Source organism: Microbacterium sp. Root280D1, from assembly GCF_001428975.1.
In the GTDB taxonomy this organism is placed as follows: domain Bacteria; phylum Actinomycetota; class Actinomycetes; order Actinomycetales; family Microbacteriaceae; genus Microbacterium.
The window spans coordinates 224,884-240,092 of record NZ_LMJK01000002.1 but is presented as its reverse complement, the minus strand read 5'-3'; the positions used below and the strand labels follow the sequence as shown (position 1 = coordinate 240,092).

Genomic DNA, 15,209 nt, shown 5'->3' with positions numbered 1-15,209 from the left:
GGGTCACTGTCCCTTCGACGCGTAGAACGCCTCGGTCTGGTCCTTGGACGGCGCCCACCACGATTCGTTGTCGCGGTACCAGGCGATGGTCGCGGCGAGTCCGGACTCGAAGTCGGCGAACTCCGGCTTCCAGCCCAGCTCGGTGCGGAGCTTGGTGGAGTCGATCGCGTACCGCAGATCGTGACCTGCGCGGTCCGTGACGTGGTCGTACGCGTCTCGCGGCTGGCCCATCTCCTCGAGGATGAGCTCGACGACGTCCTTGTTGTTCCGCTCCCCGTCGGCGCCGATCAGATAGGTCTCGCCGATCCGACCCTTCTCCAGGATCGTGAGCACGGCGGACGAGTGATCGTTCGCGTGGATCCAGTCCCGGACGTTCTCCCCGGCACCGTACAGCTTCGGCCGGATACCGCGGATGACATTGGTGATCTGCCGAGGGATGAACTTCTCGACGTGCTGATAGGGGCCGTAGTTGTTGGAGCAGTTCGAGATCGTCGCCTGGACGCCGAACGAGCGGACCCACGCGCGCACGAGCAGGTCGCTGCCGGCCTTTGTCGACGAGTACGGCGACGACGGGTTGTACGGCGTCTGCTCGGTGAACCGCTCGGGGTCGTCGAGTTCGAGGTCGCCGTACACCTCGTCGGTCGAGATGTGGTGGAACCGCGTCTCGTGCCGACGCGCCGCTTCCAGCAGCGTGTACGTGCCGATGATGTTCGTGTCCAGGAAGGGACGAGGACTGTGCAGCGAGTTGTCGTTGTGCGACTCCGCCGCGTAGTGCACCACGGCGTCCGCTTCTGCGGTGAGCCCGTCGACGAGCTCGGCATCGGTGATGTCACCGTGCACGAATCGCACCCGGTCCTCGGGGAGCCCCTCGAGCGACGCCCGGTTTCCGGCATAGGTCAGCGCGTCGAGCACCGTGACTGTGTGATCGGTGTTCTCCACCGCGTAGTGGACGAAGTTCGAGCCGATGAAACCGGCGCCTCCGGTGACGAGGATGTTCGACATCAACGACCTCTTTCCAGGGTCTCGAGCAGGTAGGTGCCGTATCCGGACTTCACGAGCTTCGTGGCCCGCTCGCGCAGGTCATCGTCGGTGAGGAAGCCCTGACGCCAGGCGACCTCCTCGGGGACGCCGATGCGCAGACCCGTGCGGCGCTCCATGGTGCGCACGTAGTCGCCGGCATCCGACATCTGGTCGAAAGTCCCGGTGTCGAGCCACGCTGTTCCGCGCGGGAGCACCTCCACCTGGAGCGCGCCTCGTTCGAGATAGGCGCGGTTGATGTCGGTGATCTCGTACTCGCCGCGAGCGCTGGGCTCGAGGGCGCGAGCGATCTCGACGACGTCGTTGTCGTAGAAATAGAGTCCAGGTACGGCGTAGTTGCTCTTGGGGTGCTCCGGCTTCTCCTCGAGCGAGACGGCACGACCGTCGGCATCGAACTCGACCACTCCGTAGGCGTTGGGCTCCGCCACCCAGTAGGCGAACACGGCGCCGCCCTCGACATCGGTGTAGCGCTTGAGCTGCGTTCCGAGCCCCGGGCCGTAGAGCAGGTTGTCACCGAGCACGAGCGCGACCTTGTCGTCGCCGATGAAGTCCGCTCCGATCACGAAGGCCTGTGCCAGGCCGTCCGGCGAGGGCTGCTGTGCGAAGGTGAGGTTCACTCCGAACTGCGAGCCGTCTCCGAGAAGCCGCTCGAACTGCTCGGCGTCGTGAGGCGTGGTGATGATCAGGATGTCTCGGATCCCGGCCAGCATCAGCGTCGACAGCGGGTAGTAGACCATCGGCTTGTCGTACACGGGAATCAGCTGCTTCGAGATGCCGATCGTGATCGGATGCAGTCGGGTTCCTGAGCCACCAGCGAGAATTATGCCTTTCACCCCCATATCGTGCCACATCCCAGCTGGGACTCAGACAGGCACGATTTACTTGCGTCACATCGTTCACACTGGCATCGTCTGTGCATTTCCGTCACAATGAGCAGGTGACCGGCTCAAAATCCCCCCACCTGCTCGGCCTCATCGCCAGTGCAGCGGCTGTCGTCTTCGCCGCATCCCTGCTCGTGGCGACGCCGGCCAACGCCGTCGCGCCCTCCTCCTCCGGCGCTCTGTCGGCTGCAGGGGCCACGCTGACATCCTCGACCGCAGTGACGGGTTCCGCGGACGCATCCATCCGGGACACCGCGAACCTCGCGCAGTTCAAGCCGGGGAACATCATCTCCGATGGCGTGTTCTTCCAGAGCGACACCATGTCCGCCGGCCAGATCGACTCGTTCTTCCGTGGGAAGGTGGCTTCGTGCCGAGGCGGGTACGTCTGCCTCAAGGACTACCGCCAGAACACACCGAACCGTCCTGCGGACAGCTACTGCCGCGGATACTCCGGAGCGCCGAACGAGTCGGCGGCGACGATCATCGCGCGGGTCGCACAGTCCTGCGGCATCAACCCGCGGGTGCTCATCGTCATGCTCGAGAAGGAGCAGAGCCTCGTCACGCACACGTGGCCGAGCACCTGGCGCTTCGACATGGCCCTCGGCCAGGGGTGCCCGGACACTGCGCCGTGCGATCCGGCCTACGCAGGCTTCTTCTACCAGATCTACGGCGCCGCCCGGCAGATGCAGATCTACGCCGAGGGACGCTGGTTCACGTACTACGCGCCGGGGAAGACCTGGAACATCCTCTACCACCCCAACCGGGCCTGCGGGTCCGCCCCGGTCAGGGTCGAGAACAAGGCGACCGCCGCTCTGTACTACTACACGCCCTACCAGCCGAATCGGGCGGCGCTCAACGCCGGATACGGCACCGGGGACGGATGCTCCAGCTACGGCAATCGCAACTTCTACCAGCTCTTCACCGATTGGTTCGGCAGCACTCAGACGACGGGCGCCGCTCCGGCCACCCTCGCGCAGGTGCCGGGTCGCGCGGAGATCTACCTCGTGCAGTCCGGTGTCCGCCACCATGTCGTCGCTGCCGAGGACCTCGCCGCACTGCGGTCGAGGCTCGGCGGTGCCGTGTCCGTGGCCGCGGCGTACCTCGACCCGATGCCCGAGGGCAAGCCGGTCACGCGGTACGTGCACGACCCTCGCACCGGGACGCTGTACCTCCTGGAACCGGACGGCACCCGCCATCGCTTCGTCGACGCGGCTCAAGTCGCCCTGTTCGGATACGCGTTCAGCTCGTACGTCAACCTCACGGGCACCACTGCGGACCGATTCTCCGAGGGTGCCCCTGTCGGTTCGTTCTTCCGCTCGGGGGCGGACCCCGAGGTCTACCTCTACCAGGGCGGTCTGCGCAGGCATGTGGCCAACCAGCAGACCTGGCTCGAGGTCTCCAAAGGAACATCCGGGTACGTCGCGTCGATGAAGCCGTCCGCGGCCGCATCGATCGGCAACGGGCTCCTCGTCATCAAGGCGAACAGCCTGATCCGCGCCGCGGGAACACAGGATGTGTTCCTCACGCTTCTCGGCGACCGCCTGCTGCGCGTACCGAGCACCGCCCTCGCCCGTGAGTTCGGCGCTGCCGGCATCACCGTGGTGCCGAGCAGCTCGGTCGCAGCCAACACGAGAGTCGGTTCGACGCTCACCCCCGTCGTCTCGTGCGGCAGCAGCACTCTGATCGCCGCGGGCGGCAAGCTCCATCCGGTGTCGGGCACGCAGTATGGCGGCATCAAGCCGACCACGCTGGGCAGCGGGGAATGCGGCGCGATGCCCCGCTCGAAGACCACGGTCTCCGCACCTCTGTTCATCCAGCCGCAGGGAGCCCCGGAGATCTACGTCGTCTCGGGCGGCACGCTGCGTCATGTGCCGTCCCCTGCCGACCTGCTGGCCCTCAACGGGTCCAGGCCGTTGAAGGTGCTGCCCTGGTCACCGGCCACCGTCGAATGGTTCGGCACCGGTGCGGCGAACCTGCCCGAGAAGTCGTTCGTGCGCTTCACCGGGCGCGAGGAGATCTACCGATACGAGAACGGGACATTGCGTCACGTCCGCAGCATCAAGACCCTGCTCCAGCTGAACGGGGGAACCGCGCCGCGCGAATACGTGCTCCCGGGTGATCAGCTGTCGCGATACAAGGTGGGATCCCCTCTGCTGACCAGCGGAACCGACTTCGTGCAGTTCACCGGCGCGCCGGAGATCTACTTCTACGAGAACGGCAAGCTCCGACATGTGACGTCGATCGGGGTTCTCCTCCGGCTCGGTGGAGGGCGTGCACCCGCAGTGCTCCAGCTCGCCCCCGCCTTCAAGGCCGACTACGCCATGGGCGCTCCGATCACGTGATCGTCGCGTTCGGCCGATCGGATAGGATCGGTGAACTATGAGCTTGTCGTCGGACCGTGTCCTCGTGATCGTCCCCGCATGGAACGAGGCCCGCAACGTCGGACGCACCGTGCACGAGATCCGGGCAGCGAGCGCCGACTTCGATCTGCTCGTCGTCGACGACGGATCGACCGATGACACGAGCGCGGTCGCGCGAGAGGCCGGCGCCACGGTCATCTCCCTCCCCTTCAACCTCGGCGTCGGCGGAGCGATGCGCACCGGCTTCACCTACGCGAAGCGCCACGGCTACACCCGGGCCATCCAGGTCGACGCCGACGGCCAGCACAACCCCGTCGACATCGCCCGAGTCCTCGACGGCCTCGACACGGCGGATATCTCGATCGGCGCACGTTTCGCGGACGTCGGCGACTATTCGGTTCGCGGCCCGCGTCACTGGGCGATGGTGTTCCTGGCCAAGACCGTGTCCCGGGTCGCGAAGACCCGTCTGACAGACGTGACGAGCGGCTTCCGCGCTGCCAACAGCAGAGCCATCGAACAGTACGTCCGCTATTACCCCGCCGAGTACCTCGGCGACACCATCGACTCCCTCGTCGCAGCGTGCCACGCCGGATTGACGGTGACGCAGGTGCCGGTGGCCATGCGGCCGCGCGTGCACGGCACCCCGAGTCAGGGCCCGATCGGAGCATCGATCTACCTGCTGCGTTCGGTGTTCACCCTCGGCCTGGCGATGCTGCGACGACCCGGTTCGACGAGTCGGTCCACATCCGTGGGCGAACCGGAGGTCGCACGATGATCGTCATCGTCGGGATCGCTCTCGCTCTCGTCATCCTCGCCCTGGTCTTCTGGATGCTGCTGACGCGACGTCTTCGCGAGAAGTACGCGGTGATGTGGATCGTCATCGCGCTGAGCGTCCTGCTGCTCGGGATCTTCCCCCAGCTCCTGCTCTGGGCGACATCGCTGCTCGGTGTGCAAGTGCCGGCGAACCTGCTGTTCGCTCTCGCGATCACCCTGCTCCTGGGAGTCGCGCTGCACCTCTCCTGGGAGCTCTCCCAGGCAGAGGACGAGATCCGCCGCGTCGCGGAGGAAGCGGCGCTGTCGCGCGCGGAGATCGACCGGTTGGATCGCCGCATCGCCGCTCTGGAGGCTCAGCACCGCGGCCGCGACGCCGACAGCGCTCCCCCGGCATGACGTCCGGAGCCCCGAGCGCCGATGTCTGGGGCGTCGTCACCGTGCATCGCCCGGCACAGGTGCCTCCGCTTCTGGGAGATCTCGCTCCGCAAGTCACCGGCATCATCGTTGTCGATGACGGCAGCGGTGCAGAGTTCGACGTGATCCGCGCGGACATCGCATCGACGGGTGCGCAGGTGATCACGTTGGAGAGCAACCGCGGCATCGGTGCGGCACTGAATCACGGCATCCGCTGCGCCATCGAACACGGCGCGAGCGCGGTCGTGACATTCGACCAGGACTCGACCATCGCCCCCGGCTTCGTCGCCGCTCTGGGCGCCGCGCACGAGCATGCGCGCGCGCACGGCGTTCCCGCGGGCCCCGTGGTTCCGGAGTTCTTCGCAGACGTCTCCCAGGCCGGGTCATCGACGCCGCAGGGAGTGGTCCACGCCGCCCACGCGATCCAGTCGGGCATGTATCTTCCGTCAGAGGTGCTCGAACGGGTCGGGCTGATGGACGAAGCCCTCTTCATCGACCTCGTGGATACGGACTTCGAGATCCGCTGCCTGGATGCCGACCTTCCGTGCATCGTCGCCCCCGGCCTCCGCCTGCCCCACCGCCTGGGTGCACGCTACCGGGTACCCGGCCCGCTCGGAGCGGTGCTTCCCACCCTCACGCTGAGCACGCCGTTCCGGTACTACTACAGGGCGAGGAATCGGATCGTCGTGGGACGGCGGCATCCGCGTCACCGGGCGCGCCTGCGTCGCGACGCGCGAGCCGACTACGCGTACTTCCTCATCGCGTGGATGCTGTCCAGGCCCCGATCCACCATGCGCAAGCTGCTCATCGCGGGGTTCCGTGACGGACGCGCTGAGCGCCTGGGCAGGATGAGCCCGGAACTCGCCGCTGACGCCGCTCGAGTCACCTGGCGCGCGCGCCCTGTGTGACCGGCGCGAGATCTGCGAACGGACCGCTCAGCGTGCCACCGTCGGGGTGCGCCGCCGGCCCCGGATCAGCCACCCCGCTGCCCAGCTCGCGACATAGGCGATGACGAAAGGCGTCGGGACGGCCCGCGCGCGGCGAACCCTCCGCAACATCCCCAGGGTCACCGGCAGTCGCCGACCCGAGCCGAAGAGCCGATCCAACTCGATCGCGCGTGCCGCGCGGGGATCACGCTCCAGGAGCGTCTGCGCCATGAGCTGGCGCCACCCCACATAGATCCAGAACAGCATCCGCGTCATCGCGGACGGTGACGCCGCCCCCTCGTACCGCACGGCGAACGTGACGGCGTTGCCCCAGGCTCTCCGCAGGGTCGCGATCGGGCCGAGCCTCAGCCTGCTCGGGTCACCGAACACGTTCGCGGAGTGCTGCACGTAGTCCTGCACGACCTCATCCACGATGCGACCGCCTCCCTGCGCCATCCCGACGACAGCGAGCCAGTGATCGTGCGCGACCGTGTGTGAGGAGAGGCGGGGAAACGGCAGCGCCGTCGTCAGCAGGTCTCGGCGGAAGAGGCACAACGAACCGGTGAACTGATTCACGATCATCGTCGATGCCGGGTCGAGCTGCCGGCGGTCGGTGAATCCGAGCACCTCGTCACCGGGATGGGACACCAGACGCGCCTGCCCGGAGACGATCGCCGAATCCGAGAGGTACGGGAGCAGCTTCTCGAGCTTGTCGGGATACCAGAAGTCGTCCTGGTCGCTCAGCGCCACCCACTCGGTCTCGGCGGGCACCGCTGCGAGACCCCTCTCGAAGTTCAGGTAGAAACCCAGGCGTCTGCCGTCCGCGACGATGCGGAAGCGCTCGTCCCCGGCCGCGACCTCGGCGACGACCTCCTCGACGGTCTCCAGTTCTCCGTCGACGGAGATGATGCACTCCCAGTCGGTGACCGTCTGATCGCGAATCGAGGCGAGCTGGCGGGTGAAGAGTTCCCGGGAAGGTCGGTAGGCGGCGAGCACGATGACACCAACCATGGGACCCTGACCTCTCGTTCACGCCGACTCAAGTAGTCTAGGGTCGCACGCGTTCACGTCCGCGCCATCCGGAATGGTGTCGGGCCGCAATGGTCCGAGGAGTCCCATCGATGAAGGTTCTGCTGTCACGCTTCGCGGGCTTCAGCGCCGTTCCTCTGATCTCATTCATCGCGCCGCTGTTCCTGTTGCCGATCATCCCGAACGTCTTCGGTCTGGCGGCGTGGGGCTCCGTGGGCACGGCTCAGGCCGTGGGAACCGTCTGCGCGATAGTCGCGGGATTCGGCTGGAACATCTCGGGCGGAGCGCGCATCGCGCTCAGTGCCGACGACGACGCCCGACGTCAGCTCTTCGGTGATTCGTTCTGGTGCCGCGGACTGCTCGTCGTCGCGGCGGGACTCGTCGGTGCCGCCCTCAGCTCGGCCCTGGTTCCCCCCGAGTTCCGCCTTGTCGCCGCCCTCGTCACGCTGGCGACCACTGCCGCGGCCATGACCGTCGTCTGGTACGCAGTCGGCGTCGGGGATGCGCGGGTCGTCCTGCTGTTCGAGACCGTGCCGGTGAGCCTCAGCGTCGCTCTCGCGATCCCGCTCCTCCTGCTCACCGAGCAGCTGCTGTGGTATCCGGTCCTCACTCTGATCGGCTTTCTCACCGGCCCGCTGCTTCTGAATCTCCGCCTCTACCGACGACCCGTGCCTCCGTTCGCCGGGCGGCGCATCCTGCGCGCATACCGCGCGAACGTCTCGGTCGCCGCGGCCGAGACGATCGGCGGAACCTACACCTCTGCGCCCATCCCGCTCGCCCAGGGCCTCCTCGGCGCGACGGCCAGCGGTCAGGCGACCTCCGCCGACAAGTTCTTCCGCATCGCCCTCTTCGCCGTCACCGTGCTGTCGAACACTCTGCAGAAGTGGGTGCTCGAAGTGTCTTATGCGCATGGCCGGGCGCGCCGCCATCTCGTGGCATTCGGCCTCCACACAGCCCTCGCTCTCTTCGGCGGTACGGCGCTGGCTCTGCTCGGCCCTGTGCTGTCCACGCTCCTGTTCGGCCGGGCGGCGACGCCCGAGATCACCGTGTTCCTGGGCTTCGGCGCCACCTTCGCGCTGACGAGCCTGACGACCCCCTTCATCCGCAACGTCCTGGTGCCGGCCGGCCTCAACCGCTACGTGCTCTACGGCACCCTCGGCGCCGCTGTCGTCGGAGTGCCGCTCATGATCTGGGCGTCCCAGTGGGGTCTCAGCGGGATCATCGCCGGCCTCGCCGCCTCGGAGCTCGTGATCCTCGCCGTCGTCGGGTCGGCCGGAACACATCATCTGCTGCGGGAGAGGCGGGCGGCTTTCGCTCTCGTGGCACCGTCTGAGCGAGGAGTCGCACATGACTGAGACCGTGTGCGTATGCATGGCGACGTACAACGGCACAGGGTATCTGCGCGAGCAACTCGACTCGATCCTCGCGGGACTGCGGCCGGACGATCAGGTCGTCATCGTCGACGACGCGAGTACCGACGGCACCGTCGCCCTTCTCGAGACATACCGCGATGCGCGCGTGACCGTGTACAGAAACCCGAAGAACCTCGGTTACGTCAAGACGTTCGAGCGTGCGCTGTCGCTGGCGGACCGTGACGTCATCTTCCTCTCCGACCAGGACGATGAGTGGGTCCCCGGGCGTCGCGACCTGTTGGTCGAGGCACTCCGCGACCGCTCGATCGCCGCCGGCGACCTGGTGCTGCTCCCTGACGACTCGCCACTGAGCTCGCCGCTCACCGGACGACCCTGGCGCCTCGCTCCGCTGCCCTCGGGCGGATCCCTGGCGAACGAGCTGCGTCTGCTGGCCGGCGATGCCCCCTACTACGGCTGCGCGATGGCGATCCGACGTGAGGCCTCGGAGCTGATCCTGCCTTTCCCGGGGTTCCTGGTCGAGTCCCACGACCTGTGGATCGCGACGGTCGGCAACACGGCCCGTGTGCTCGCGCATGTGCAGAGCCCGGTTCTGCGACGTCGGCTGCACGATGCCAATGCGTCGGCACCGAGGCCACGGGGTCTCCGCAAGGCTCTGCAGTCGCGGTGGATGCTTCTCCGTGCCTGGCGCGAGGCATCCCGTCGCGTCGCCGAGGCACGACGACTCAGCCGAGGCCGCTCAGCCCCGTAGACAGCGGCTGAGCAGTTTTGCGTGCCGACCCTCAGCGGGGATCCGCGACGTGCGCCAGGGCCGACCGCACACCCCGCGCCGTGCCATGCCTCAGGACGAGGGGCAACGCGGCGATCCCGTGCAGACGGGACATGAGACGTACTCTCGCGGTCCGCGCTGTGCGGCTCCATCCCCGCGCAGCGGCCGATCGACGCGCGATGCGGTAGTACCGACGCTCGTCGAGGAAACGACTGCCGTCGAGCAGCGTCTTCTGAGACGCGCTCGCCAGATGACGCCGATAGGAGAACGCGAGCGGCGGCGTATACGCCAGCGTGCCCCCGTCGAACGCGATGTCCATGAGGAGAGCGAGATCCTGGATGACGGCGAGGTCATCCGTGAAGTCGATCCTGCGCAGCGTCTCGACCCGCAGCGAGAGCGAGGGCCAATACAGCCAGTTGCCCCGGATCAGCGTCGTGGCCATGTCAGGGCCGTTGAACACGGTGATCCCCTGGCCCTTCGGGGTGAGCAGGCGCTGCTTGATCCGATCGACGAGGGGCAGCACGACCGCGCCGCGCTCATCGATGACCTGGACTCCCGGCTGGATCACATCCGCGTGGGGCACGGCACGCGCCGCGGCGCGGACGACCGCCACGTAGTTCGGGTGCAGGAGGTCGTCGCAGCCGAGGATCGTGACGAAGTCCCCGGACGCGCGGCGCACCGACTCCCGGAAGTTCTCGGTGATCCCGACGTTGTGCTCGTTCCGGGTGTAGATGATCCGCTCGTCCGACTCCTCGTCGAAGTGCGCCGCGACGGACTCATCGGGATAGCAGTCGTCGATGATGGTCAGCCGCCAGTCCGGGTCCGTCTGGGCGCGCACCGATTCGACGGTCTCGTAGAGCTGTTCGGGGTCTCCCCAGAAAGGCACGAAGATCTCGTACGTCATGAGCCGAGTCCGCACGAGACGATCTTGTAGAGCTTCGCATCTCCGCGCTGCTCGACGAGCTCGACGTAAGGCGAGCTCTCGAGGTCGTCGAGTCCCGAGTAGTCGCCGTCGTTCTCCTGGAAGTCGCCGTCGGCGCTGAAGTCGAGGACGTACGCGACACCGGTGTCCTCGAGGGCGTCGCACACCTGCGGAGAGTCGCCGTCTGTGTTCAGCTTCGTGTTGATCGCCTCGGCGTCGTCGGTGAGATCCATCAGGAGATGCGGCATGAGGACGCGTCGTCCGCTCACGCCATAGGCGAAGGACGCTCCGGTCCACGGGTCTCCCGCGATGACGGCATCCTCGGGAACGAGCTCGTCGAGATCCTCCATGAGATCGAGCTCGTCCGGAGACAGGATCGGCCCACCCGGTCGCAGCTCGTAGGTGAACTCGATATCTGCTGCCGCCTGCCGGATCGCGGCGTTCTGGGTGACTCCGACGAGTGCGATCACGACGACGGCGATCAGGACGATCGGCAGACGCTCGGAGAAGCGCCGCACCGGCGCGAGCAGGCGCTGACGAAGAAGCCATGTGACCAGCACGATGCCACCGAGCGCAGCGAGCGGGAGGACTCCGATCGCCCAGAACGCGGCGATACGAGGCGGGTTGTTGTACCACGGGGCCGTGAACCAGAACCGGAGCGTCTCATACGGTGACGCCGACACGATGATATAGAGCACGGCGGAGATGACCGCCATCGCCAGGACCGACCACCGCGCATAGGTGCCTCGGCGGATCACGCTGTACGCGCCGATGATCATCAGAGCGGTGATCCCGAGCGAACTCGGGTAGCCGTACACGCTCGCCGCGACGACCTCACCGATGGAGTCGGGCACGGTGTTGATGATGGGCCAGTAGATCTGGCTTCCGGGGGGACGCACGACCTGCAGGAGGACCACGCCGACGGCGGCGTAGGCGACGAGCAGGCCCATCGCCATCACCCGCGGGCGTCCGGGAGCCCTCATCTGATGCAGAAGCCTGGCAAGGACGAAGGGCACCGTGAGAGCGACGACCGCCATGAGAGCCCCGGGGTGCGCGACACCCAGGCCCGGCACGACGAGCACCAACAGCAGGGCCCAGTCCTGGCGACGTGACACTTGCCCGGGCCTGAGAAGCCACCAGGCGACGACGATCGCGGCCGGAGCCACGGCCAGGCCGAGGAACAGCGGATAGAGCACCCCGTAGTGCAGGAGCAGGAAGGGGAACGCCGGGAAGGCGGCAGCCAGAGCGCCCGCGATCACCGTCATGATCTGGTTTCGTCCCAGAAGCTCGCGCACGAGGAACACCGCGCCGATCGGCCAGACGACCGCCGCGACGACGATGATCATCGCATTGGTGGCGAGGGGCACGGATGCCCCGCTCAGGGCGACGACGATGGAGACGAGCGCGTGCCATCCGGACGGGTAGAAGGGGACGCCGGCCGGCGACGTCATGCTTCCCAGCCACAGCGGCGATGCGTTCCCGGTGTCCAGGACGTACTGCACAGCGTTCAGATGGAAGAAGTTGTCGTAACGCTGTGAGAAGAACTCTGGGTCGTGCATGCTCCGCACGAGCACGAACGCGATCAGCGCAGCGGGCACTGCGATGGAGACGATGATCGCGACCAGCTGCCTCGCGCTCACGTGCGTGCGTGGTCTCGTCGGGACTCCGACGTGCTTCGACCAGAAGAAGGCGGCGAGCGACGCCACCGCGGTGAGTACGAGGACGGGCAGGATGCTCCATCGGATTCCCACGAAAGGCGCTGCGATGGCGGCGACCGCGACGAGGGAGACGCTCAGCGCCGGTGCCAGCGCGAGGAGTCTCATTCCGCGCAGGCGGAGGAGGAAGCCGAGCAGGAGTCCCGGGAGGAAGAGAAGAGCTCCGGTGACGATCAGTGCGGGCAGGATCGAGACCCAGCTCACGCCGCCTCAGCCTCCGGGTAGCGGACCTTCGGATTGAAGGTGATGCCCTTCAGCCACTTGCCGAGCAGCTTCGCGCGCAGATCCAGCGGGACGCGACCGCGGTGCAGGCTCACGAAGAGCCGTGCGCCGAACTCGATGAAGTACAGGAATCCGCGATGGTGCAGCTGCCAGGAGGCCTCGTTGCGCACGCCGTACGAGAACTTCCAGAGGCTCTTGCGGTCGACCATCGCGAAGTTCACTCCGCGGTTGTCGCCCATGTCGTGGACCACGACGCTGTCGAGCACCTGCACGCCGGGGCAACGAGCGGTGAGGCGAAGGGTGTACTCGCGGTCGTCGAACCAGATGAAGTACTCGGAGTAGGGAAGCCCGTACTCCGCGATCGCCCAGCGTGGAATGAGCACGGAGACGAACGAGCACGCTGTGACCATGACATTGTTCTGGCCCTTGACGAGCAGACGACCCCAGTCCCACGTCGTCACGGGGTTGTTCATCTCGCAGATGCTGCCGTCGGTGAACTCGACGACGGAACATGCGAAGGGGACGTCGCCGCCGAGTTCCTGGACGGCCCCGTCGAATCCGGCGATGAGGCTCTCGAGCGCTTCCGGCTTCGGATAGCAGTCATCGTCCATGATCCACACGTGGTCCGCGCCGGAGGCGTATCCGCGCAGCATCCCCTCGGAGAAGCCACCCGCTCCCCCGGAGTTGGTCGACATGGTCACGACTTCGAGGGGGACGGACGTCTCGAGGGATGCCAGGTACTCCGCCGTGCCGTCGGTCGAGGCGTTGTCGATGACGAACAGCGTCTCGACGGCGTGCGTCTGCGCCTCGATCGATGCGATCACCGTCTTCAGCTTCTCGAGCCGATTGAACGTGACGACCACTCCAGCGACACTCACCATGAGCCCACCTCTTCCTTGAACCATGAACTCGCGGACTGCTGGGACAGCAACTTCTTCTCCGCCTTGCGCTCCTTCCGCCACAGCGCTTCCCTCGACTCCTCGTCATCGACGAGCGGGGCCACCGCCTCGGCGAGTCGACGGGCGGCGACACGTGCGTGACGCGGAACCAGAGCGGATTCGGGGATGATGTCGCTCTGTGCCCCGACATCCGTCGAGATCACGGGCACACCGTGTGCGATCGCCTCGAGCGTCGTGAGCGTGAGTCCCTCATTGTGCGACGCGACGACGAGCACATGCGCTTCATCGAGCGTCTCGGAGACAGGGGTGTCCGAGCTGCGTCGGACGATGTCCTCCCCCAGCCCCTCGGCACGGATGATGTCATCGACCCAGCTCGACAGCTCGCCGCCGCCGTGAAGGATGAAACGCAGCGAGTATCCCTGGCGCTTCAACCGCCTCGCCATGGTGATGTACACCTCGGGCGCCTTCTGCCGGGCCATCCGGCCGATGAACGCGACGGTGAACTGCTCACCCGCGGTCCGCGGACGGAACACGGCATCCTTCGGCTTCACGGTGAGTCCGCCGAGCGGTGCCATGACCACACGGTCAGCAGGGATGCGCTGCACATCGGTCATCCAGCGGGCGAGGCTCGGCGAGATGACGTGATGCGTCGTGATCGATCGGGACGCGATCGCACTGCTCAACGGATACCCGCCGCCGGTGTACTCGACGATGTGAGTGCTGTCGATGATGGGGATGCCGGGACGCGATGCGGCGATCCAGGCGACCCGGTCGTACAGCCACTGATTGTGGTGGATGACGACACCGCGCACGTCGAAGGTGCGCAGCAGCGAGCGGAGCAGCGGTTCGACGCCGGCGGTCTGCGAGGTGACGGTGGGCTCGGAGAACGGGATGAGCAGCGCTCCGTCGAGCTCGGGCCGTGTGACCCATGGCTGGTGAGAGTCCCGATTGGTCAGCACGATGGGAAGGAAGCCGGCCTCGCGCACCAGACGCACCGTCTCGAACGCCCAGAGTTCGGCGCCACCGAGCTCGAACCAGTGGAGTCCGATGATCACGGCCTTCGGCGCCCCGTCGAGAACCGGGCCGGCCGGCACGATCACGTCGTCCTCGTGTGCGCCCCCCGGACGGAACTCCGCCTCGTAATCGCGAGGCTCGATGGCCGTCGTGAGCTTGCGGCGGAATCTGAGCAGCGAGAGGTCCCGGGCGTCGTCGTAGAGCAGCGGCGCGCGCGACTTGACGCTCCGTGCGATCCGGCCGACCAGGCCGGGACGCTGCGGGCGGTAAGGGTCCGAGTCGAGCACATCGTCGGATGACACGTGCAGATGCCTGGCGGGCGACGCCACGAGACGGGCCGAGGCCGCTTCCGCACGCTCGGGCTCACGCTCTTCGACGGAGACGGAGCTGACGATGTCGAAGCTCCCGATGCGGTGTCGGTTGTTCCTCGAGAGTCCGTCGAACGTGCTGTCGTCGGTCAGTCGAGGCGTCGTCTCCACCGAGCCGTCGTAGAGATGGATCCGCAGCTTTCGCTGAGGTGCCATGAGCGCGTGGAAGTTCAACGCGCCGACGAGAAGGCGGCGTTCGCGCTCCGACAGATCGGCGCCCGTCTGCGGGTCCTCGAAGCGGAAGAGTGCAGGCTGATCGAGAGCTTGAAGAGGTGTCACGGATACAGTTTGCTTTCGGATCGACGGACGCACGAGACCTCCGCGATCCTACCAGCGGCCCAGCCCCTGACCCTGGGTTGCGCCTGTGCCGCGCGTTCGGACGCATCCCCATCGATCTGCCAGGGACACCGCGCGGAGGATCGTATGATTGCTCTCGGTGCGCCCGAGACCGTCGGCGCCTCGGAAGGTGGAATCGCGGTGCAACAGGCTCGCACAGCCGACGACCAGA

At 66.9% G+C, this 15,209-nt stretch carries 13 protein-coding genes; 6 read left to right on the top strand and 7 right to left on the bottom strand.

Going from position 1 to position 15,209, the window contains the following annotated elements; translation table 11 throughout:
* Nucleotides 1-3 precede the first annotated feature (3 nt).
* Together rfbB and rfbA are read right to left on the bottom strand one after the other, a co-directional pair.
* Nucleotides 4-1,002, bottom strand: coding sequence for a dTDP-glucose 4,6-dehydratase (rfbB, locus tag ASE34_RS07235; RefSeq protein WP_056278175.1), 999 nt, complete (start codon nucleotides 1,000-1,002; stop codon nucleotides 4-6).
* Complete coding sequence (gene rfbA / locus ASE34_RS07230) at nucleotides 1,002-1,871, bottom strand: glucose-1-phosphate thymidylyltransferase RfbA (protein WP_053095633.1); 870 nt, start codon at nucleotides 1,869-1,871, stop codon at nucleotides 1,002-1,004. Before rfbA ends, rfbB begins: the two co-directional genes overlap by 1 nt.
* A gap of 104 nt (nucleotides 1,872-1,975) precedes the next feature.
* On the opposite strand from rfbA, the gene ASE34_RS07225 reads away from it, so the two are divergent.
* The 4 genes from ASE34_RS07225 to ASE34_RS07210 are packed head-to-tail and all read left to right on the top strand — an operon-like array spanning nucleotide 1,976 to nucleotide 6,375.
* Nucleotides 1,976-4,261, top strand: coding sequence for a hypothetical protein (locus ASE34_RS07225; protein ID WP_056278173.1), 2,286 nt, complete (start codon nucleotides 1,976-1,978; stop codon nucleotides 4,259-4,261).
* Between the two features lie 37 nt (nucleotides 4,262-4,298).
* Nucleotides 4,299-5,054, top strand: coding sequence for a glycosyltransferase family 2 protein (locus ASE34_RS07220; protein ID WP_053095631.1), 756 nt, complete (start codon nucleotides 4,299-4,301; stop codon nucleotides 5,052-5,054).
* Entirely contained in the window at nucleotides 5,051-5,449 is a 399-nt protein-coding gene (locus ASE34_RS07215) for a DUF2304 domain-containing protein (RefSeq protein WP_053095630.1), read from the top strand. Before ASE34_RS07220 ends, ASE34_RS07215 begins: the two co-directional genes overlap by 4 nt.
* Complete coding sequence (locus ASE34_RS07210) at nucleotides 5,446-6,375, top strand: glycosyltransferase (protein WP_056278170.1); 930 nt, start codon at nucleotides 5,446-5,448, stop codon at nucleotides 6,373-6,375. The genes ASE34_RS07215 and ASE34_RS07210 overlap by 4 nt, the downstream gene beginning before the upstream one ends.
* Nucleotides 6,376-6,402: 27 nt before the next feature.
* On the opposite strand, the gene ASE34_RS07205 is transcribed toward ASE34_RS07210, so the two are convergent.
* Nucleotides 6,403-7,404 carry a glycosyltransferase gene (locus tag ASE34_RS07205; protein ID WP_056278167.1) on the bottom strand — a complete coding sequence of 334 codons (1,002 nt, stop codon included), beginning with the start codon at nucleotides 7,402-7,404 and terminating at the stop codon, nucleotides 6,403-6,405.
* A 110-nt stretch (nucleotides 7,405-7,514) separates the two neighbouring features.
* Between ASE34_RS07205 and ASE34_RS07200 the strand changes: the two genes are divergently transcribed.
* Complete coding sequence (locus ASE34_RS07200) at nucleotides 7,515-8,777, top strand: lipopolysaccharide biosynthesis protein (protein WP_056278164.1); 1,263 nt, start codon at nucleotides 7,515-7,517, stop codon at nucleotides 8,775-8,777.
* Nucleotides 8,770-9,543, top strand: coding sequence for a glycosyltransferase (locus ASE34_RS07195; protein ID WP_056278162.1), 774 nt, complete (start codon nucleotides 8,770-8,772; stop codon nucleotides 9,541-9,543). The genes ASE34_RS07200 and ASE34_RS07195 overlap by 8 nt, the downstream gene beginning before the upstream one ends.
* 31 nt (nucleotides 9,544-9,574) lie before the next feature.
* Here ASE34_RS07195 and ASE34_RS07190 read toward each other — a convergent pair whose 3' ends face one another.
* The 4 genes from ASE34_RS07190 to ASE34_RS07175 are packed head-to-tail and all read right to left on the bottom strand — an operon-like array spanning nucleotide 9,575 to nucleotide 14,980.
* Nucleotides 9,575-10,465, bottom strand: a complete 891-nt coding sequence (locus tag ASE34_RS07190; RefSeq protein WP_056278159.1) for a glycosyltransferase — start codon at nucleotides 10,463-10,465, stop codon at nucleotides 9,575-9,577.
* Nucleotides 10,462-12,402, bottom strand: coding sequence for a DUF6541 family protein (locus ASE34_RS07185; protein ID WP_056278155.1), 1,941 nt, complete (start codon nucleotides 12,400-12,402; stop codon nucleotides 10,462-10,464). Before ASE34_RS07185 ends, ASE34_RS07190 begins: the two co-directional genes overlap by 4 nt.
* On the bottom strand, nucleotides 12,399-13,301 hold the full coding sequence (locus ASE34_RS07180; protein WP_056278153.1) for a glycosyltransferase family 2 protein: 903 nt from the start codon (nucleotides 13,299-13,301) through the stop codon (nucleotides 12,399-12,401). The genes ASE34_RS07185 and ASE34_RS07180 overlap by 4 nt, the downstream gene beginning before the upstream one ends.
* A complete protein-coding gene (locus tag ASE34_RS07175) occupies nucleotides 13,295-14,980 on the bottom strand; it encodes a glycosyltransferase (protein WP_056278150.1) in 1,686 nt (561 codons plus the stop codon). The genes ASE34_RS07180 and ASE34_RS07175 overlap by 7 nt, the downstream gene beginning before the upstream one ends.
* Between the last annotated feature and the right edge of the window lie 229 nt (nucleotides 14,981-15,209).